Origin of the sequence: Pontibacillus chungwhensis BH030062 (assembly GCF_000770675.1) — a bacterium.
Lineage (GTDB): Bacteria > Bacillota > Bacilli > Bacillales > BH030062 > Pontibacillus > Pontibacillus chungwhensis.
The window spans coordinates 48,178-67,066 of sequence record NZ_AVBG01000007.1 but is presented as its reverse complement, the minus strand read 5'-3'; the positions used below and the strand labels follow the sequence as shown (position 1 = coordinate 67,066).

The window sequence follows — 18,889 nt, the reverse complement described above, 5'->3', positions numbered from 1 at the left end:
GTTGGATCCCGTCTTACCGATGGGGTTCAACTTTTTTTCTTAAGAGTAGGATGGTTATCAAGCAAAACAAGAGATCCAATTCATATATGAATTGGATCTCTTGTTTTGGGTGTTATTTTATTGTTTGTACTCCAAACCGAATTTGTTAAGCCCACCGAGGGATCAGGCTTTTTCTATTCAGATAATGAAGAAAGTGTCTGTTCGGCGACCTGACGTTGTTCGGTTTCTGTAAGCTGAAGCTGGATTGTTTTTCGAATTTGATCAACAAAGTCCTGCTGGGTTTCTTGTAAGGTTTGGTTTAAAGCAGGATTTGAATGTGTTCCAGTTTGGTACAAATGAGCCGTTCGTTTAAAAAGTTCATCTGTTCTCCGATTTAACTTGTGTTGCGATTGACCGGCCTCTTTTTGTTTATATTGAGAGAGGGCGATGGCGATCTGGTGTTTCCAGATCGGCAGTGTTGTTAATATGGATGATTCGATGCTCTCAGCTAATGTTTGATTCGCTTTTTGAATCATACGAATCTGTGGTGCAGTTTGCATGGCGATCTGCTGACTCACTTGTAGGTCATATAAGCGCTGGTCCAGCTGTTCTGTAACGTCATCAAGATCCTGAATTTTCTGAGGTGTCAGGTCATTTGCGGTCTGTTCGAGTTCAGCTCTTAAGCTAGGGAGTGTTTCCTCGAGCCATTCGACTTTCTTCATTTCGCCCGCAGCAATGAGGGTGCATAGCTCCTCATAGTACATCTCGTTTTGATGATAAAGTTGCTCAAGAACCTCGTTATCATGTAGTAAGCTTTCCCGAGAGCGTCGTAATCGGACAGTTGTTTTTTCCATTTGTGCTCCGATTTTTTGATACTTAGATAAAGTGGCATGAACTGTATCGCCTTTACGGAACCATTTGGAGAAAAAGCCTTTCCTCTTATGCGACAGCTCGTCCGGGTCAATGTGTTCAAGGTTTTCAAGCAGTTCATTCATGATCATTCCTGCTGAAGACATATTGCTGTTTTTTACTTGCTCAAGGATGGTATGGGAAAAGGTACGAATTTGTTCTTGTACGTCTTGTCCAAAATCAATCGTTCCCTTACCCAGATTCATTTCCCGCGCTAGCTCAATCGCTCTCTGTTGTTGGTGTCCTGTTAATTCTTGGAACGTTTCACTAACGTGTTGAAGTGAATAATTAGTCATGTTGCTTGACCTTCTCTGGTTTAACAGATCCTTGTAAGTGGATCGAGTGTTCAGCAATTTCTCGCTCAGCACTTAAGTCTTCGAAGTCATTTGAAAGAATAGAGGCTAGCTCTTTCTCTACTGCAAAAGTTAACTTACGGATGAGGTCTTCAGTTTCATGTAACGCTTTTCTTGATTCTTCATCCTTTAACGAGTGTGAGGCCAGGAAGGTGTACTTTTCCGTTAATTGAACGACCGAATCGAGCTGGTAAAAGAAGAAATGGTCTGCTTCATAAAAACGAGCTGGTTCTTTCTTGACTACTTTAAGAACACGCGAGACGGAACGGTTAAGTTGTCCGATCTCTTTTAACGCATGAACAGAACGTACGCTAAATAATGCTTTGTTTAGCCGTTTTTTCTTTTCGGTTGCTTCTTTTATATTCTTCATAATGTATTGGTAATCTTTCCGCGTCAGCTGGTTGGTTGCTAATTTCTTGCGATCGCCCAAGTACTGAAGGGCAAAGTAGGTCCCTATTGCGAAAACGGTAGACAACAAGCTTGATGAAGTGAATCCCAGATCTCCGAGAAAAAGAATGAACCAGGAGATCACCATCACGTGGAATGCTAAAACGCCATAGAGGAATTTCATTAATACAGACTTCATGTTATCGACTCCTTCAAGAAGTTCCTTGTATCTTCTATTATATGACATCTTTACGTATTTTCAGAGGGGTAGGTTTCAAAAGTTGATGAAATTTCTCGATTTGATTGATGCGGAACCACGCCGTTACCTTGGAAAGTGCTAGGGGTGGCTGGGGAACGACTCGCTTTCCGTGGGCGAGCTGTCGAGCCTCCTCGGGCAAAAGGCATGCCCTGCGGGGTCTCGTCGACCTCTTTCTCCCACAGGAGTCTCCCCGTTCCCCAGCCACCCCTGGCGTTATAGTGGATAACGGCTCGAATCGGCGAAAACACGAGTGCACATTTCTCAATCAAGTGGCGTGAAACCTAAGCTATTACATAGCACCACCTTCCTCTAGCCTATCGCTAAGGAAACAATTACCTTCTCATGGCAAAACTAAGGGCACCTCAATTAGGTGCCCTTAGTTTGTTAAGCCGAGTAACTGCTTGATGTGGTTTTGTTTTTTTGTTGGTCTAGTTCTTTTTTGTCTTGTTGTAAGGCCTTGTAGAGGGAGAAGACCATGAGAATCATGATGAATGAGAATGGTAAGGCTGCTGTGATGAGGGCGTTTTGTAAGGCGGTTAGTCCTCCTGTGTATAAAAGGACAGCTGCGATGGTGGATTGGGATACGCCCCATGCGAATTTTACGGTTTTAGGTGGATTGAGTGATCCGTTTGTCGTTTGCATACCGAGTACGAATGTGGCTGAGTCGGCTGATGTGATAAAGAATGTTGCTATGAGCATCATGGCGAGTACAGATAGCACGATGGCAAATGGGAATTGATCAAATACACCGAAAAGCGCTTGTTCGTCTGGAAGCTTTGCGATATCTGCTCCGTCTTTTTGTGCTTGAATACCTGAGATACCAAACGTTGTCATCCATAGGAAACTCACAAGTGATGGCACCAGAAGTACACCAGATAGGAATTCGCGAATGGTGCGTCCTTTTGATACGCGAGCAATGAAGATCCCTACAAATGGTGCCCAGGCGATCCACCATGCCCAGAAGAATACAGTCCAGTCCATAATCCACTGGCGTTCTTCGTCGTTGTTTGGTGAGATACGTAAGCTTTCGTCTGGGAGTTTTTGAACATAGTTCCCAAGGGTATCCACAAACGAATTTAAGATATACATAGTAGGTCCGATGATGAGCATGGCTACAAATAACACGCCAGCGATTCCCATATTGGCGTTACTTAAATATTTGATCCCTTTGCTCAAGCCAGTATAGGCCGACAGCATAAAAAGAACAGTGACGACAGCGATAATGACGAGTTGAATCCAATATTGTTTTTCAATGCCAAGAAGGTACGTGAACCCTCCATTAATCTGTGCTGCACCAAACCCGAGTGTTGTAGCGACTCCGACGATAGTCGCGAAGACAGCAATGACATCGATCGTTTTGCCAAGTGGTCCTTTCATTTTTTCTCCAAAGAGAGGCTCAAGCGTGGCGCTAATGAGTCCTGGCTTGCCGTGCCTGAATTTAAAATAGGCGAGAACGAGAGCTACAACAGCATAAATAGCCCATGCATGAACGCCGTAATGGAAAAAGGTTGTCCTCATGGAATCGCGAATCGCTTCATTCGTTCCTGCTTCAGCGGTTGGTGGTGTGGAGATATAGTGAGAAACGGGAGAAGCAGCTCCGTAGAATACAAGTCCTATCCCCATACCTGCACTAAATAACATCGCAAACCATGTGGAATAGCTATAGTCAGGTTTGTCCCCTGGTTTTCCGAGCTTAATTTTGCCAAATGGACTTATAATCATATAAAGGCAAAAGAGGACGAAGATGGATACAAGTAATAAATAATACCAACCAAAGTGAACCGATATATACGTTTTGATATTTCCTGATATGGCTTCGAAATTCTTAGGTGCGATAACACCCCATAGGGATGCGGCTAGTGTAATGGCTAATGTAATCCAAAAAACTGATGTGACTTTCTTCATGTGTTTCTCCTTTCGTACTTTACGTATTTAGAAAGGCCGGCCTGTGTCTAATACATCTATACCCATAACATTCCAGTCTAAACAAAAGTTGGTTGAGGAAAGATCGGTTCTATTCGTCTAAGGTGTATCCTGATATAATAGGTTCACATGACTTCGTGATAGGAATTAGAGGAGGAGAACGACATGACGATTACAGATTTTAAAGAATTAAATGAATCAGGACTTTATTTTGATGGCTACGCCCTTGTGAAATCAGCGCAAGAAGCAACGACAAAAGGTGGCGTGCCTTTTTTTAATATTACATTAGGCAAGCAGGAGAAAAGTATTTCAACAAAGCTTTGGGAGAATAAATTTAACAACCATGATTTGGCTCAGCTTAAGAAAGTTTTCGAGAATGGGAACGTGCTTCACATTAAAGGGAAATTGAGTGAATATCGCGATCAGCTTCAGTTGACCATCGATGAGTTTGCTTTCCCTGAAGAGGGAGTTGTTCAAGTTGAAGATTATTTAGAATCAGCTCCAGAGCCAATTGAAAGTTTGAGAGCGGAATACGAAAATTATATTGGGAATATAGAGAGCCCGGTGCTTAGAGAGATTTGTCAGCGTCTGTATGATGAGCATAAAGACAAGTTCATTACCTACCCTGCGGCAAAGTCAAATCACCATTGTTTCACAGGTGGTTTGCTGTATCATACGGTATCCATGCTCCGCCTGGGTGATCATATTTCCGGTCAGTATAAAGAGGTGAAGAAGGACCTTGTTATGGCTGGTATTGCGCTTCACGATATGGGGAAAGTGGTCGAGTATACAAATTACTTCGCTCCTGACTATTCAAAAGTCGGTAATTTCCTGGGACATATTACGATCATTAATATGTTCATCGATCGCAAAGTACAGGTGTTAAAAGATGAGATTCCTTGGACGCGCAAGGAAGCGGATGAGGTGTATGAGCTTATGCACGTCATTAATGCTCACCACGGGAAGCTTGAGTACGGGAGTCCTGTTGAGAGTAAGATTCTAGAGGCAGAAGTTGTGCATCAGATCGATATGATGGACAGCCGCATTAATATGATTACGTACGGTCTTCAGGATGAGAACTTGCAGGAAAACGAAGCGAAACGAATTTTCCCGATGGGGCTGTATTACCGTACGTCGCAATCAGATTAATACAGATTGGTGTAGCACCTCCTCTTTGGACGTGGTACGCTTACAAGGATACATTGAGGAGGAATACTGTGGCTAAAAAAGGACCAACACCAAGAAAGAAAAAGGGACCTCTCTTTACATTTGACGTTCATGAGACAACTGAATTACTACCGTTTTTAATGGATTCTATAAAAAGCAAGAGCCGAAATTCGATAAAATCATTCCTGACCCGAGGCCAAGTGGTCGTAAATGATGAACCTGTGACAAAGCATAGTACTGTAATCAAAAAAGGACAAACGGTCAAAGTGTTAAAGACACCTGCGCCTTCGAAGGTTACGTTTAATGGATTGAAGATCCTTCACGAAGATGAGGATATCATCGTTGTTGAGAAAGATTCTGGTTTGTTATCGATGGCTTCAGACAAGGAAAAGGAACAAACGGCTTATAAACAATTAACCGAGCATGTGAAACGTGAGCAGCTGAAGAATCGTGTCTTTATCGTTCACCGCTTGGATCGTGACACTTCTGGGATTATGGTGTACGCGAAGAATGAAGAAGCGAAATTGAAGCTTCAGGATAACTGGAAAGACATGGTCAAAGAGCGTACGTACGTGGCGTTGGTGGAAGGGTATGTAAAGAAGCCCGAAGGAAAAATCGAGTCCTGGTTAAAGGAAACGAAAACATTCTTAATGTATTCAAGTCAGCGTAAGAATGACGGGAAACATGCGGTCACCCATTATAAGAAGTTAAAGGGGAATAAGTATTTTTCTTTAATGGAACTTGAGCTTGAAACGGGTCGTAAAAATCAGATTCGTGTCCATATGCAAGACATTGGCCATCCGATCGTTGGAGATAAGAAATACGGAGCAACTTCTAATCAGATTGGACGCCTTGGGTTGCATGCCAAAGCGCTTGTTTTTGAGCACCCTACATCAGGGAAAGTATTGAAGTTCGAAACTAAAATCCCTCAGGCTTTTCAGAAGGCGCTGCAGAAATAGTAAGAATCTAAAAAAGCAGGAAGCTCGTTCATTGTTGAACGCGCTTCCTGCTTTTTGTTTATGTTTACTTAAAGACGCGTTTTACGACTTTGCGAATCCCTTTTTCAGCTGCGCGATGTTTCATCCGTTCACCGCCACGTCCATGCTTCACGGCACTCGCATCGTTCTTTAACCTCGTAGCCTTATATGCCTTAGATAATAGTCCCATTCGATCTCAACTCCTTTTAATAGATTAAATGTATTTGTTACTAAACACTTCCCCCTGTATCGCCCTCATAAAACATCAAGATTCAGCTCGCTTCAGCGCCTTAAAGGAGCAACGCGTGCCAGACACCCTTCAGTGCTTTAAAGAAAAGGTGCGTGCCTGGCACGCATCAGTACGCTAAAGGAGAGAAGGGTGTCTGGCACGCTTCACTTCGCTAAAGGGTTTTCCAAGAAAATGGAGATTGACTTTTAGGGGGGAGGGTGTATAAAATATAGTGTTGTAGTAGTGATTATATGATTGGTTTCATTGTAGCCTAATTTTATATCCTGCAAATATAAATAGAGGTGGAATTAAGATGGAAAAACAACAAAATTATCAGGTGTTATTGTATTACAAATATGTTCAGATTGATGATCCGGAACAAGTAGCAAGCGAGCACTTAGAGTTTTGTAAGGAGCTTGGCTTGAAAGGTCGTATCCTGATTGCTGGTGAAGGAATCAACGGTACGGTTTCTGGTACGATCGAACAAACAGAAAAGTATATGGAAAATATGAAAAATCATCCATTATTCGAAGGCACTACTTTCAAAGTGGATGCAGCTGAAGGTCATGCATTTAAGAAAATGCACTGCCGCGCGCGTCCTGAGCTTGTAACACTTCGTTTAGAAGATGATATTAATCCACATGATTTAACCGGCGAGTATTTGGAGCCGAAAGAATTCTATAAACGTATGCAAGAAGAAAATACAATCGTAATCGATGCACGTAACGATTATGAATATGACTTAGGACACTTCCGCGGTGCGGTTCGTCCTGATATTGAGACGTTCCGTGAACTTCCGGACTGGGTACGCGAGAACAAAGAAATGCTTGAAGGCAAGCAAATCTTAACGTATTGCACAGGTGGTATCCGCTGTGAGAAGTTCTCTGGTTGGTTGAAGCGTGAAGGCTTTGACAATGTAGGACAACTTCACGGAGGAATTGCCACTTACGGGAAAGACCCTGAAGTACAAGGTCAACTATGGGACGGTCAAATGTATGTCTTTGACGAGCGTATTAGTGTACCGATTAACCAGGTTGAACACAACATTGTAGGGAAAGACTACTTTGACGGAGAGCCTTGTGAGCGCTATGTTAATTGTGCAAACCCTGAATGTAATAAACAAATTATTACTTCAGAAGAGAATGAGCACAAATATGTACGCGGCTGTAGCCCAGAGTGCCGCTCTCACTACCGTAACCGCTACGTGGTTGAGCACGGCTTAACGGAGGAACAGTGGAACGAGCGTCTACTTGCTTTAGGTGAAGAAAAAGCACAAGAGCAAACAAATTAATAGTTGGTGTATCAAACCGCTTGGACCTATAAAGATCCAAGCGGTTTTTTTCTTTATTAAGTTTTCGTACCAAATGGTCTCTCGCATTCCGTGGAGATTGTTATTTTTCCCCCTATCGATCCCTAAAGTCTTATATAATAGAAAAGAACTATACTAAAGGGGGGAAATGATGAATCAAGTAGTAAAGAAAATAATCATAATGGCGTTTTTTCTTACAGCATTCATCGCATCAAATCAAACAATAGCCGCATCAGTCGTAGACACAAACAGCACGTATACCTATGAAACTATGAAAAAGGACTTAGCGGAACTTGATGAAACATATGGGGATCTCATCGAACTATATACCATAGGGCAGTCGGTATATGGAAGAGATATCGTTCTTGTTCGATTGGGGAATGGACAAGCCGATACCTTTTATAACGGATCGCATCACGCCAGGGAGTGGTTAACGACGATTCTAAACATGAAGATGATTGAATCTTATGCAGAAGCAGCTGAAGCGGGCACAACGATTGAAGGGTATGACGTTCGATCATTGTTAGAAAAAGGGACGCTCTGGTTTGTGCCGATGGTGAATCCAGACGGTGTAACTCTTCAACAAAAAGGGCTGCAGGCTTTTCCAAAAGATATCCACAAATCATTAATTTCAATGAATAATGGAAGTTCTAATTTCGATCGTTGGAAAGCAAACGTTCAAGGGATTGATTTGAATCGTCAGTATCCTTCTGGGTGGGAAGAGGTTAGTACAACTAGTCCAAGTTGGAAAAACTATAAAGGTGAATACCCATTTCAAGCTCCAGAGGCAAAAGTAATGCGTGACCTTACATATTTGTTAAACCCTGCAGTTTCTCTTGCTTATCATACATCTGGTAGAGTGATTTATTGGAACTTTAATGTGGATCAAGAAGACTTAGGGCGCGATCAAGACATTGCGGAACTGTACGCTTCTCTTAGTGGCTATCGTATGGTCCCAACGTATGCTGGTTCTGGGTACACGGATTGGATTAATGAGGTGTTTGACCGCCCTAGCCTGACACCAGAGCTTGGTTTATACGCAGGGGAAAGACATGTGGATCCGGCCACATTTCCTGAAACGTGGAGGCGTAATAAGGAAGCGGGATTAGCGATGGCAAATGAGTCGGTTAAGTTACAATTTCCAGAACACACTCCTGGTGATCAGCCTGTTGTTTTAGGGGACCGGGCAACGGAGAGAGACATTCTTCCTCCTCGGGATATTGATGACTATTATGAGAAAGCCTTAGATATTATGGAGGACTATCATTTATCTCAAGAAGAAAGTATTGAGTATTATAGTTGGTATCAGCAATGTAAAGGGGACTGTTCGATAAACGATCCAGAGCTGAATGAAGTGTTCGACAAGTTGCTTCACTTTGAAGATCTTCCTGAACAGAAAGACATTGAAGAAGATAAAACGTGGACCATTGAATTGAATACACACATCGATCCAGAGAGTGTAAATAAGGATAATGTATACATTCAAACAACAGAAGGGCAAGCGGTCCCTCTTGAAGATGCTGTTGTTGAAGACAACTTTATTACGGTTCATGCTGAAGAATCTTATAGAAAAGGAAAGTCCTATACCATTTATGTGAAAGATCTCATATCTGCGGGTGGTCAAAAGATGGAAGAGCCTGTAGAAATGACGTTCACGATTCAATAAAAAGTCGCTGTGCATGGAGGTCATGCACGGCGACTTTTTTTTAGTTTGGCTCAAGAGGTTACCGTCAGACCAAGTTCGGGCGGGGAGAGCGGCTCAAGCATGAATAAAGCGGCTAAAGCTGATGAGAAGTGACGCAAGCTAAACTGAAACCGACTCAAGAAGCAAAAAATTCGGCTCAAGTCTTGGTGCAACTGGCTCAAGAGGAAGGTAAGCGACTCAAGCCTTTGGAAAAATGGCTCAAGTTGGGCCGGGAGTGACTCAAGTCGATCAGAAGCGGCTCAAGCTATGAGAGCAGCCAAAGTATGCCAGAAGTTGTTTTAAAAATAGCCTCAAGCGACTCATGTTGAAAGGAAATGGCTCAAGCTAAGCTGAAACCGGCTCAAGCAGCTACCTATTCTAGTATTTCCACATACAAAAAACCTCTCCACCAAAAGTGAAGAGGTTGTAAAGGTCGAAGTTATGTAGCCGTCCCGCTCTGCCGTCTTTCTGTTGCCTCAAAACCCGCGTAGGCAGGTGGGTTCTCGCATCATACCATTCAACTTCCCAAGTCATTGGGCGTGTTGGCAAGTATGAAATGTAAAGATCCCTGTGTTCAAGCATCGGTTTGAGACATACTGAAATGACGTACATGGCAGGGCTCGGCTCCCTCGTTGAGCGAGGGGATCAATTTGTATTCTCTATATTACAAGGTAAGGGAGAAGATTTCAAGGGGGGTGCTTTATTTATTTTTTCTAGACTATCCATTTTCTCCCTAACTACTTTAACAGAATAAAGCGTGCCAGACACCCTGTGCTACGGTGAAGTACTAAAGGGTGTCTGGCACGCTTTAGTATATAGAAGTGGATTTTTTTATAAATTATTTAAAAATAGTAAATTTTCCTTTTAATTGGTTTTTGTTTGGGGTAGAGGGTTAGGAATACGTTTATATAGGAGGATTTATATGAATCGGAGAAAGTTGATTGATTACAGCATTTTTATTCCATCATTACTTATTATTGTAGCGATTAGCATTCCGTTTGCTCTTTACGAAAAGGAATCACTAAGCATGCTGAACTCAATCTTTTCATTTATTGTTGATATGTTTAGTTGGGGGTATCTTTGGTATGGCATTCTTTTAGTTGGGGCGGGATTATATTTCTCGTTTTCGAAATATGGTCAAGTTGTCTTAGGGGATCCGAAAGAGAAGCCAAGGTTTACCCTATTTGAGTATGCATCAATCCTGATCGCCATGGGAGTGGGGTCAACGATTATGCGTACAGGGATGTTGCAGTGGACCTCTGTTGCGAACGATCCGCCAGCCGGGGTGGAGCCTGGATCGGCTCAGGCAATCCTTTGGGGGAACGCGTACAGTATGTTTCTGTGGGGGTTTCAGGTCTTTGCCATTTTCGTTATGATTGCTCCGGCGATGGGCTACATCTTGCACGTGAAGAAGCGCCCGCTTATGCGAATTTCAGAGGCTTGCCGAGTATTGTTTGGCGATCGGTTTACAGACGGTTTCGGTGGGAAAATGCTTGATGCACTTTTTCTCATTAGTATACTAGCCGGCGCCTCTGTCACATTAGGGCTTGGTGCCCCGATTATCACACATAATTTGTCCGCGTTGTTCGGGGTGGATGTTACATTTGGATTAACCATTATCGTTACGATTGTATGGGTGTTCTTGTTCTCGCTCAGTGCATACTTAGGAATTGAAAAAGGGATCAAGCGTTTGAGTACCTTTAATATGTATTTAGCAGGTCTTTTTGCTGTGTTTATTATTGTGGCAGGGCCAGGTGTCTTTATACTTAACTACTTTTCTGATAGCGTCTCGTTCTTGCTGTCCCATTATCTTAATATATCATTGAACACAGATTCTGTTCACCAGGGAGAGGCTTCCCATATTCAGAGCAATACGGTTTTCTGGTTTGCGTATAGTGCTACTTGGGCAATGCTTCATAGTGTTTTTGCTGCCAAGATCTCGAAAGGGCGTACAATTAAAGAGATGATCTTAACCTACTTATTAGCTCCGACTCTTATTTCTTGGGTAGCTACTGGAGTGTTAGGAGGTCTCGGGGTGCATCGCTACTTAAAGGAAAACATGGAAGTTCTGAATCTTGTAAAAGAAGAAGAGAGAATGGCTGCGATACCAGAGATTTTATCCACTCTTCCATTTGGGGAAGTGGCGATTGCAATCTTTATGATTGTAGCTCTTGTATTCTTAACCACTACTCTTGATTCAACGACGTACACAGTAGCAGCTTACACAAGTACAAGAGATATGAGTAAATACGAGCCTCCGAAAAACCTTCGTATTATAATCGCCGCTGTTATTACGACGTTAGCACTCGTTTTAATGAGAATTGGGGGATTGGCGCCTCTTGAGGTGGTCTCAGGCTTGATGGGGCTGCCGGTTATTATCATTCAATTTGTCTTAATCTATGCAGCGAAAAAAATGATTGATGAGGATCAAGCTTATTCGTATAATGTGCGGTCTTCATAGCGGAAAGCCCAGGCCTGATTGGTCTGGGTTTTTTAGAGGGAAATTTCAGATGATGTGGAAATGGCGATCCATTACTTTCTGATTTTTTACATAAACTCCAAATAGCTGGTAGACCTATTATAAATAAGAGGTCTACTTTTTGGTGTGGACTAGAGAGTAGAGAATTGACACAAAAAAATTCGACAATCTAAATCGAATGAACTCGGAAAATAGTACTTTTTTTCGAAATACAATTGTAATGTAAGCGATACCTTTTGAGGGGGGAGTTTAGTTTGGCATGCTCGTAATAGCGGTGTGAGCGGTTTCTTTACAATTAACTAGGAATATATTCCCTCATGCTACCCCCTGTTACTTTAATACCTATTCAACGATTCGACAGGTGTGGTAATCTATTTTTGAATTTTAAGAATATGAAACAGGGATCAACAAGCTCCTTTTTTAAGGAAGGAAAAGATAAAGAATGAACCTATTTACAGATGAGGAGATTGGGGAGCATCTTCTTAACATCATTAATGAAGACGTGGGGGATGCTGACTTAGTTGAATTACTGAGTACTTTCGTGAGTTGGAAGCAAGAAGAAGGATTTCCCTTTGGTCGCATGCTTCATCTTCATTATGCACTCTTCGGTGGTCAGGACCGTTCAGTGGCTCTTCAATCTGTTGCTGCGATTGAGGCATTTATATTGGCTTTGGATATATTGGATGATTTAGAGGACCAGGACGGGTCAGAGAAGCGTTGGATGGAAGAGCCCATGGCCATTTCAATGAATGGATCGACAGGTCTTATTATGCTCGCTCATTCTATACTTCAAAGAGTGGATTCTAAAGGACAAGCGGTTGCGCTTCTATCTCAATCAGGAATGCGAGCGGTAAAAGGTCAGCATCATGATCTGCTAGAATCGATTCGCTCTGAGGAAACGTATTTCCGAATGGTTGAGCATAAGTCAGGTTCTCTTATGGCCTTAGCATGTAAGGTTGGAACACTCTTGTCTAAAGGGGAAGATGATGAGCGTGTGGGAGTCTACTCGATTGAGTTTGGCTGTGCGGCGCAGCTGGCTAATGATATCGAAGATGCTCTTAGGCTCGACTCCACAAATGATATGTTGCACAAGAAGCGAACACTTCCCACACTAAAGTTGTTGGAACATGAGGGAGCCGAAGCAGACTGGCTTCGGCACTATTATAACGGGGCGATTACGCAAGATGCTTTTTTAGAGAGAAAAAAAGAGATCTTTGAGTGGGCTTCCAGATCGTCTGCTATAACCTATTCAATGGTGAAAAAGCGGGTTTACCAATTAAGCGCAGTTGAAAAGGTGCAGCAGGTGGATGGAGAAGAAGAGATCAAAGCCCAGCTGGTTGAGTTTATGCAGTCTATATAGGAATACCTCATGAAGAATGCTTCGTGAGTTGAATAAAATATAGGGGAATTAATAGGAGGAATGTGTCATGTTACAAACAGTGGTGGAGAAATTAGTGGGAAATCCGGATCTTCTTAAGCAATGGAAAGAAGGAGCGGTTCGCTTTGAGGGTCTTTCTCAGACAGAAGAACTTGCATTAGCGGACGTGTTTGATTCTCAAAATACAGGCGAAATAATGAAGATGTCATTCTGGAAATAAAGGAAACAATCGATTTTGTAGAAGGAATAGCCAGGGATGCTCTGGCTATTTTTTCTCGTTAAAAAGGTGGTTCTATGCAAATTCATCGTCAGAGTACTCGCACCATTCTATTAGTAGGGATCGCCATCGTTGCTGTAGCGTTCTATCTGTCCTATGTAACGATAACAGAACCCTATGTTGGTTTAAATGTTAAGAAAAATGATCAGGGCGAGTGGGTTGTAACAAATGTCGATCCAATTGGTTGGGCAAGTGAAGAGGGCATTGAAAAGGGGGATAAAATTGTAGGTCTAAATGGGATTTCCCCTGGCGCCCATCGCTCAATCCGAAAGTTCGGAGTTATTGATAACTTCTCCAAAATTACAGTGGGGCAAGAGGACGGTTCAGTGAAGTATGAGGCAGACAATCAAGAGCTCCTATTATCAAGTACGCTTCTTTATCATACGGTCATACCGGCTCTTGTGTTTATTGTGCTCTTTACGTTTAGTGCATTTATTTACATGAAAAAGAGGGATGATCGGGCAGCGTTGATGTTTTCGGCGTTTCTGCTTGTTGTGGGATATGGGTATATAAGTGCCGGAGCTTCGGCCAGAACAGATGATTTGGCTCGCTTTATTAATGGCCTGTCCTTATTATTAGTTCCAGCTGTATTCTTGCATTTTTTAAGTCATTATTTTAAACGATATGCGATTAAGCTAGTCAGTAAAAGAATGCTTGTATCTCTTTATACGATTAATTTACTTATCGTTTTGATTGATACCTATTCGATCTTTATCCCGGTTGGGGATCAGTACTCGCTGATTAGGCAGCTGCAGCTGTTTGGTTTTTCATTTGGGATCTTTTTGTGTTTATATATTTTAATTACACGTTACATTAGTTACCGGAAGACGACTCATAAAGCTGTTTTTCAAAATATGATTTTTGGGCTTGTGATCTCTTTCCTTCCCTTTATTTTGTTGACAGCGATGCCGAGTGCGATTATTGGAATCGATATTATACCAGCTTCGATTACATCGGTGTTCTTGTTATTTTTACCGTTATTTTTCTTATATCTTATTTTATCGAATCGGTTATTTGATATTGATTTTATCAATAGTAGAATTCGTTATTATTCCTTTTTATCGCTTGTCTTTACTGTACTCATACTTGGTATTCTCGTTGTCGCCACTTCGTTTACAGTCGTGCAGTGGATTCGTATTGCGATCTTGCTATATGTATCCTTTGGCTTGTTATTTTACCTCGAGGATAAATTACATATACGCCCTAAGTTGTTTGGGGAGAAGTTCAATTATCAGGTTAGCCTTGATCGATTCTCTAAAGATTTATCGAAATTGTTAAATCGGGATGAGCTTGATGACCGTTTAATTGAGGAAGTCAAGTCTGTTCTGCCCGTCAATCGGGTATCGCTTGTGAAATATGGCAAAGACACATGGGATGTGAAGGAGATTAAAGGGGATGAGACGATCTCCATTATTGCTTTACGTGAGAATGTCGATAAGCGAATCCGGATGAAAGCGCCTGGTGACTTTGTAAAGATTCATCAAGGCATGTGCTTTCTTGTGAGTGAGAGTAACGATGCGCTTTACTTGTTGTGGGTGGATCAGAAAGTGAACCATACTCCTTTCAACGAAGATGAACGGCACTGGCTTCAAATGCTTGCTCATTATACAAGTATCGTGTATGAAAACTTCCAGCTCATTGAAGGGGTGACAGAGGAGTTAAAGCGTTCGATGTATCAAAATACCGATGCACCTCTCTGGTTATCTCGCTTGTTATTTAATTTATCCGAGAAAGAACGTGCCCGCCTAGCCTCTGATCTGCACGATGAAGCGCTTCAGGAACAGCTCGTGTGGTACCGGAAAATAGAAGCGATGATGGATGATAAAGAGATGCCAGATCAATTTGAGAAGGAATTATCAGAAGTGAAAGAAGGATTGCTTGGTGTTGTTCAACAGATCCGGGAAACGTGTACGTTCCTAAGACCTCCGTTTTTAAGAGAAACAGGAATAGTAGAAGCATTAAGTCAGCTCATGGACTACTACCGTATGAGGTCTGATTACCAAGTCGATTTCCATTCAGAAGGATTTAGGGCGTCCCTTGATCATGAGCACTCCCTCGCCATCTACCGCGTCGTTCAGGAACTGCTCAATAACGCCTCTAAGCACTCTGGTGCTAGTTTTGTAGAATTTGAGTTGAAGAGTGATCGAGGTATGATTGTGTTGAATTATAAAGATAATGGTGTTGGTTTACCGGATCAAAACAAGCAAGATTTATCGAAAGGTATGGGGCTCACCGGAATCAAGCAGCGTGTGAGAAGCTTAGAAGGGCACGTCGAGTTCCTATCTTCTGAAGAAGGTGGGTTAGAACTTTCGATGGCTTTGTTTATGGAATAGTATTGTTGGATGATAGGTGAGGTAAGTTTATTAGTCTGATGTTTTTGTTTGCTTGAGAGGGGAGTAAGGTGGACCGGGGAAAACACTCGCTTTCCTGCGGACGAACTCCCGAGCTTCCTCGTTCGCATGCGCTCTCTGCGGGATCTCGGAAGCCCGTTTTTCCGCGGGAGTCTCGCATTTTCCCCGGTCCACCTTTGCTTAGTTGGGAGAAACAAAAACATCACCATATTGAGTGGTAGGGGATTCCAAGCACCATTTCAGTTGCGAGGCCGTTAACCCACTTTATGTCAGGGCAGGATTGGGGACTGCGAGACTCCCGCGGGGTAAGGAGCCTAGGGGAGACCCCGCAGAGAGCGAAGCGATTGAGGAGGCTCCCCAGCTCCCCGCAGGAAAGCGAGTGGTCCCCAATCCTGCCCTAGCACTCTTCGTCGTAACGGCCCATCTGTAATTACCTCAGCTACAACATCCATAAACGGAGACCTAATAAATATATAGACAATTTAAGCTTAACTTGTGGGGAGAGACGTACATGATTCGTATATTACTAGTAGACGACCATCCTTCTGTTGGGGAAGGTACAAAAGTGATGATTGAAAAAGAAGAAGATATGCAAGTGACCATTGTTGATGCCGCTGGGAAGGCATTGCCGCTTGTGCAGGAACAGGAATTTGATGTTATGCTGTTTGACCTTCGTATGCGAGGGATGAATGGCATTGAACTTGTTAAAGAAGTTCGTGCTCTTGGGAAAGAGGCGCCGATCTTAATTTACACAGGGTATGATATTGGGCCATACTTTAACACGCTCATTGAGGCAGGAGCCTCTGGGTTCATAAATAAAACAGAACCAAGGGATCAGTTGATTCTTTCTATACGATCGGTATTAAAAGGGAAGGTTATATTGCCGATTCAATTGTTCAAACAGCTTCGCCGAATGGAAGTGCAAGTGGACCAAGGTGGTAAGGAAGAGCAAGTAGAAGAAGAACAAGAAGAGATTCAGGAAGATGTGTCCATAAACTCGAGAGAACAGAAAATTTTAATTGAAGTGGCTAAAGGTAAAAGCAACCGGGAAATTGCAAGTGATCATTTTAAAAGCCAGCGTACCATTGAATACAATCTTACTGAGATCTTTAAGAAATTGCAGGTGAAATCAAGAGCTGAAGCCGTATTAAAGTCTAAACAACTTGGCATTATTTCGGATGAAGAGATAAACGAATAAAAAAACCTTAAAAAAGAGGGACAAGCACCGGGTCGCACAGTAAAACCGTGCAGGTGCCTGTCCCTCTTTCTTACGTTAAAGCAACACAGCGTGCCAGACACCCATCAGTGCGTTAAAGCAACAGAGGGTGTCTGGCACGCTTTAGTTGGGTGAAGCTTATGGTTTGGCGGTGGTCCAGTATTTGTAGGAGTGGACGAGTGTGCCGTTGTAGGTTGGATGGTCTGATAACTTTGAGTTTAGTTGATCGATTTCTTGTTCCATATAGGCTGCGCCTTCTTCGTAAAATGAAATGTGGTTCACGTACGGATTTTCTTTCATCTCAACCGAGAGTAAGATTTCTTTGTTTAATTCAGCTGCGTGCTGAAGTTCTTCCTCTGCCATGTACATGATACCCCCAGCGCCTTCGGTGAAGTCGCGAAAGGCCATGACAGATGTGTGATCCATCGTCCGGATAACCCATCGGTTGAATGGTATCCCTTTGCCTGGTGCTGGTTCTTCGTCAAACCACATCGCAAGGTCCATGCTTGCTTCAAGGTTTGAGTCGCGCCTTGTTTCTTCAACATAGAATTCTAAGTTACGGATCCATTGCGCTAATAGATCTTTCTTATCTTGATCCCACTCGTCTAAGACGTATGGCTCAATATCTAAATGGATGCCTTGGAATTTAGATGTTTCTGATACATTTTGATTGTAGGCTTTCACGTAGTCAGTTAATCTCTTTATTCGAAAGCGTTCGCTCTCCTTGGCCCATGTTGGATGACCGCCCATTGCGTGTACCTCAATGCCTGCTTCTTCTGCCTTCTGAACGAATCCGCTATAGGAAGAAAAGGATTCACGTAAGTCGAGACGCGCGTATATAAAGTTGATGTTTTGTTCTTTCGCAAACGCTAAAATCTCGTCTTCTTCTTGAATTAAACGTTCTGCTTCCCATATATAAGTTCCTCGCACAGTCTCATGTCCTTCTTCTGACTCTATTGGTTCTTCAGGATCGAGATTCAATTGATCTTTCACATGTTGATAGCTCTGAAAAGCTGTCCCACTGTAACTTGAATAGTCTCCTGCGTGCTCTTCAAGGACCCCTAAGTGCATATTCATATCTGCAATTCCTTCTTCTGCAAACGAAACGTAATCAAGGCCAGTGTCCTCTAAGGTGACCCCAATCAAAAGAGGACGTCCAATCTCATCCGCTGTCGCTAATTCTGTTTCAATGAGCGACATAATGCCATTGTCTCCTTCAAGTGTTTCCCTGAAAGCTAGAATCGTTGTTTGATCAAATTGACGGATCATCCATTCGTGAAAAGGTTGCCCATCCGTGCCTGGTGTTACAAGTGCATCAAGCCAGAAAGGAATGGTCGCTGTAACGTCTAATTCCGAATCACTTGTTTCCTCGGTAAGAGCCTTTACATTTTCCTTCCACTCTTTTAAAACGCGCTCTTGGTCCGCATCCCACTCAGGTAAGTGGTACGCTTTAATATCGATATTAACCCCTTTGAACTTGGAATTTTTCTCTGATTGTGAGTTATAAGATTTAACCCATTGTGCAAATTCTGTGACCATGTCCTGATGAGTCGTAAGCCCCCAAGAAGGATTCCCGCCCCATGCGTATACAGCAATTCCTTCTTCGCTAGCTTGTCTAATAAAGCTTTGGTAGAAAGAATCAGATTTGGTTTGATCCAGTTCAACGTATAGAACGGTGACTTGCTGATCTTTCGCTGCCTTAAGAACTTGATCTCCTTCTGAGGCAAGTTGCTCTTTGTGAACATACATTGCGTGATCTGTGTCTGGTGAATGCTTAAACCCAAGTAAAATAAAGACGACCCCTGTTAACAAAAACAAATAAAAAGACTTTCTCATTGTGTTCCTCCATCCCGCAAATAATGTCGTAAAACGGTACATCTTATTGAAAGCGCTTCACTTCTGGAATCGTTCTCCCATTTTCAAAACCCCGCATTTCGGAACCATTTACAGCCCCCGCAAAAACTACTTAATCCAGTAATGACAAGGGATTAAGCTGCATGCGTGATCCCTTC

14 protein-coding genes and 1 other RNA gene are annotated in these 18,889 nt (G+C 42.6%); 9 read left to right on the top strand and 6 right to left on the bottom strand.

Going from position 1 to position 18,889, the window contains the following annotated elements; genetic code table 11:
• Nucleotides 1-173: 173 nt before the first annotated feature.
• The 3 genes from N780_RS10395 to N780_RS10385 form a co-directional block, all read right to left on the bottom strand.
• A complete protein-coding gene (locus N780_RS10395) occupies nucleotides 174-1,184 on the bottom strand; it encodes a toxic anion resistance protein (RefSeq protein WP_036783529.1) in 1,011 nt (336 codons plus the stop codon).
• Complete coding sequence (locus N780_RS10390; RefSeq protein ID WP_052115009.1) at nucleotides 1,177-1,827, bottom strand: 5-bromo-4-chloroindolyl phosphate hydrolysis family protein; 651 nt, start codon at nucleotides 1,825-1,827, stop codon at nucleotides 1,177-1,179. Before N780_RS10390 ends, N780_RS10395 begins: the two co-directional genes overlap by 8 nt.
• 444 nt (nucleotides 1,828-2,271) lie before the next feature.
• Nucleotides 2,272-3,792, bottom strand: a complete 1,521-nt coding sequence (locus N780_RS10385) for a glycine betaine uptake BCCT transporter (RefSeq protein ID WP_036783525.1) — start codon at nucleotides 3,790-3,792, stop codon at nucleotides 2,272-2,274.
• 183 nt (nucleotides 3,793-3,975) lie between these two features.
• Here N780_RS10385 and N780_RS10380 point away from each other — a divergent pair, with 183 nt between their 5' ends.
• Nucleotides 3,976-4,959 carry a 3'-5' exoribonuclease YhaM family protein gene (locus tag N780_RS10380; protein WP_036783523.1) on the top strand — a complete coding sequence of 328 codons (984 nt, stop codon included), beginning with the start codon at nucleotides 3,976-3,978 and terminating at the stop codon, nucleotides 4,957-4,959.
• Between the two features lie 68 nt (nucleotides 4,960-5,027).
• The gene (locus tag N780_RS10375) at nucleotides 5,028-5,936 is read left to right on the top strand and encodes an RluA family pseudouridine synthase (RefSeq protein ID WP_036783518.1); all 909 of its coding nucleotides are present in this window, start codon (nucleotides 5,028-5,030) and stop codon (nucleotides 5,934-5,936) included.
• A 64-nt stretch (nucleotides 5,937-6,000) separates the two neighbouring features.
• On the opposite strand, the gene N780_RS19830 is transcribed toward N780_RS10375, so the two are convergent.
• Nucleotides 6,001-6,144 (bottom strand): hypothetical protein, encoded by a 144-nt coding sequence (locus N780_RS19830; protein ID WP_156969144.1) that lies wholly within the window; start codon nucleotides 6,142-6,144, stop codon nucleotides 6,001-6,003.
• A gap of 352 nt (nucleotides 6,145-6,496) precedes the next feature.
• Here N780_RS19830 and trhO point away from each other — a divergent pair, with 352 nt between their 5' ends.
• On the top strand, nucleotides 6,497-7,474 hold the full coding sequence (trhO, locus tag N780_RS10370) for an oxygen-dependent tRNA uridine(34) hydroxylase TrhO (protein ID WP_036783515.1): 978 nt from the start codon (nucleotides 6,497-6,499) through the stop codon (nucleotides 7,472-7,474).
• Nucleotides 7,475-7,643: 169 nt separating this feature from the next.
• Nucleotides 7,644-9,158, top strand: a complete 1,515-nt coding sequence (locus tag N780_RS10365; RefSeq protein ID WP_052115008.1) for a M14 family zinc carboxypeptidase — start codon at nucleotides 7,644-7,646, stop codon at nucleotides 9,156-9,158.
• 463 nt (nucleotides 9,159-9,621) lie between these two features.
• Here the strand turns inward: N780_RS10365 and ssrS are convergent.
• A non-coding RNA gene (gene ssrS, locus N780_RS19510) (6S RNA) lies at nucleotides 9,622-9,799 on the bottom strand.
• Between the two features lie 299 nt (nucleotides 9,800-10,098).
• On the opposite strand from ssrS, the gene N780_RS10360 reads away from it, so the two are divergent.
• The 5 genes from N780_RS10360 to N780_RS10340 all read left to right on the top strand — a co-directional run bounded on the left by N780_RS10360 (nucleotide 10,099) and on the right by N780_RS10340 (nucleotide 16,859).
• The gene (locus N780_RS10360) at nucleotides 10,099-11,637 is read left to right on the top strand and encodes a BCCT family transporter (RefSeq protein ID WP_036783514.1); all 1,539 of its coding nucleotides are present in this window, start codon (nucleotides 10,099-10,101) and stop codon (nucleotides 11,635-11,637) included.
• Nucleotides 11,638-12,097: 460 nt separating this feature from the next.
• Nucleotides 12,098-13,015 (top strand): polyprenyl synthetase family protein, encoded by a 918-nt coding sequence (locus N780_RS10355; RefSeq protein WP_036783513.1) that lies wholly within the window; start codon nucleotides 12,098-12,100, stop codon nucleotides 13,013-13,015.
• 67 nt (nucleotides 13,016-13,082) lie between these two features.
• On the top strand, nucleotides 13,083-13,253 hold the full coding sequence (comX, locus tag N780_RS19825) for a competence pheromone ComX (RefSeq protein WP_156969142.1): 171 nt from the start codon (nucleotides 13,083-13,085) through the stop codon (nucleotides 13,251-13,253).
• Between the two features lie 74 nt (nucleotides 13,254-13,327).
• On the top strand, nucleotides 13,328-15,643 hold the full coding sequence (locus N780_RS10350) for a sensor histidine kinase (RefSeq protein ID WP_036783506.1): 2,316 nt from the start codon (nucleotides 13,328-13,330) through the stop codon (nucleotides 15,641-15,643).
• Between the two features lie 529 nt (nucleotides 15,644-16,172).
• The gene (locus N780_RS10340; protein WP_036783494.1) at nucleotides 16,173-16,859 is read left to right on the top strand and encodes a response regulator transcription factor; all 687 of its coding nucleotides are present in this window, start codon (nucleotides 16,173-16,175) and stop codon (nucleotides 16,857-16,859) included.
• A 156-nt stretch (nucleotides 16,860-17,015) separates the two neighbouring features.
• On the opposite strand, the gene N780_RS10335 is transcribed toward N780_RS10340, so the two are convergent.
• On the bottom strand, nucleotides 17,016-18,713 hold the full coding sequence (locus N780_RS10335; RefSeq protein WP_036783493.1) for a hypothetical protein: 1,698 nt from the start codon (nucleotides 18,711-18,713) through the stop codon (nucleotides 17,016-17,018).
• Nucleotides 18,714-18,889 lie beyond the last annotated feature (176 nt).

Coding starts and splice junctions, on each gene's coding strand:
- N780_RS10395 (WP_036783529.1), bottom strand. CDS start 1,184: ATGACTAATTATTCACTTCAACACGTTAGTGAAACGTTCCAAGAATTA.
- N780_RS10390 (WP_052115009.1), bottom strand. CDS start 1,827: ATGAAGTCTGTATTAATGAAATTCCTCTATGGCGTTTTAGCATTCCAC.
- N780_RS10385 (WP_036783525.1), bottom strand. CDS start 3,792: ATGAAGAAAGTCACATCAGTTTTTTGGATTACATTAGCCATTACACTA.
- N780_RS10380 (WP_036783523.1), top strand. CDS start 3,976: ATGACGATTACAGATTTTAAAGAATTAAATGAATCAGGACTTTATTTT.
- N780_RS19830 (WP_156969144.1), bottom strand. CDS start 6,144: ATGGGACTATTATCTAAGGCATATAAGGCTACGAGGTTAAAGAACGAT.
- trhO (WP_036783515.1), top strand. CDS start 6,497: ATGGAAAAACAACAAAATTATCAGGTGTTATTGTATTACAAATATGTT.
- N780_RS10365 (WP_052115008.1), top strand. CDS start 7,644: ATGAATCAAGTAGTAAAGAAAATAATCATAATGGCGTTTTTTCTTACA.
- N780_RS10360 (WP_036783514.1), top strand. CDS start 10,099: ATGAATCGGAGAAAGTTGATTGATTACAGCATTTTTATTCCATCATTA.
- N780_RS10355 (WP_036783513.1), top strand. CDS start 12,098: ATGAACCTATTTACAGATGAGGAGATTGGGGAGCATCTTCTTAACATC.
- comX (WP_156969142.1), top strand. CDS start 13,083: ATGTTACAAACAGTGGTGGAGAAATTAGTGGGAAATCCGGATCTTCTT.
- N780_RS10350 (WP_036783506.1), top strand. CDS start 13,328: ATGCAAATTCATCGTCAGAGTACTCGCACCATTCTATTAGTAGGGATC.
- N780_RS10340 (WP_036783494.1), top strand. CDS start 16,173: ATGATTCGTATATTACTAGTAGACGACCATCCTTCTGTTGGGGAAGGT.
- N780_RS10335 (WP_036783493.1), bottom strand. CDS start 18,713: ATGAGAAAGTCTTTTTATTTGTTTTTGTTAACAGGGGTCGTCTTTATT.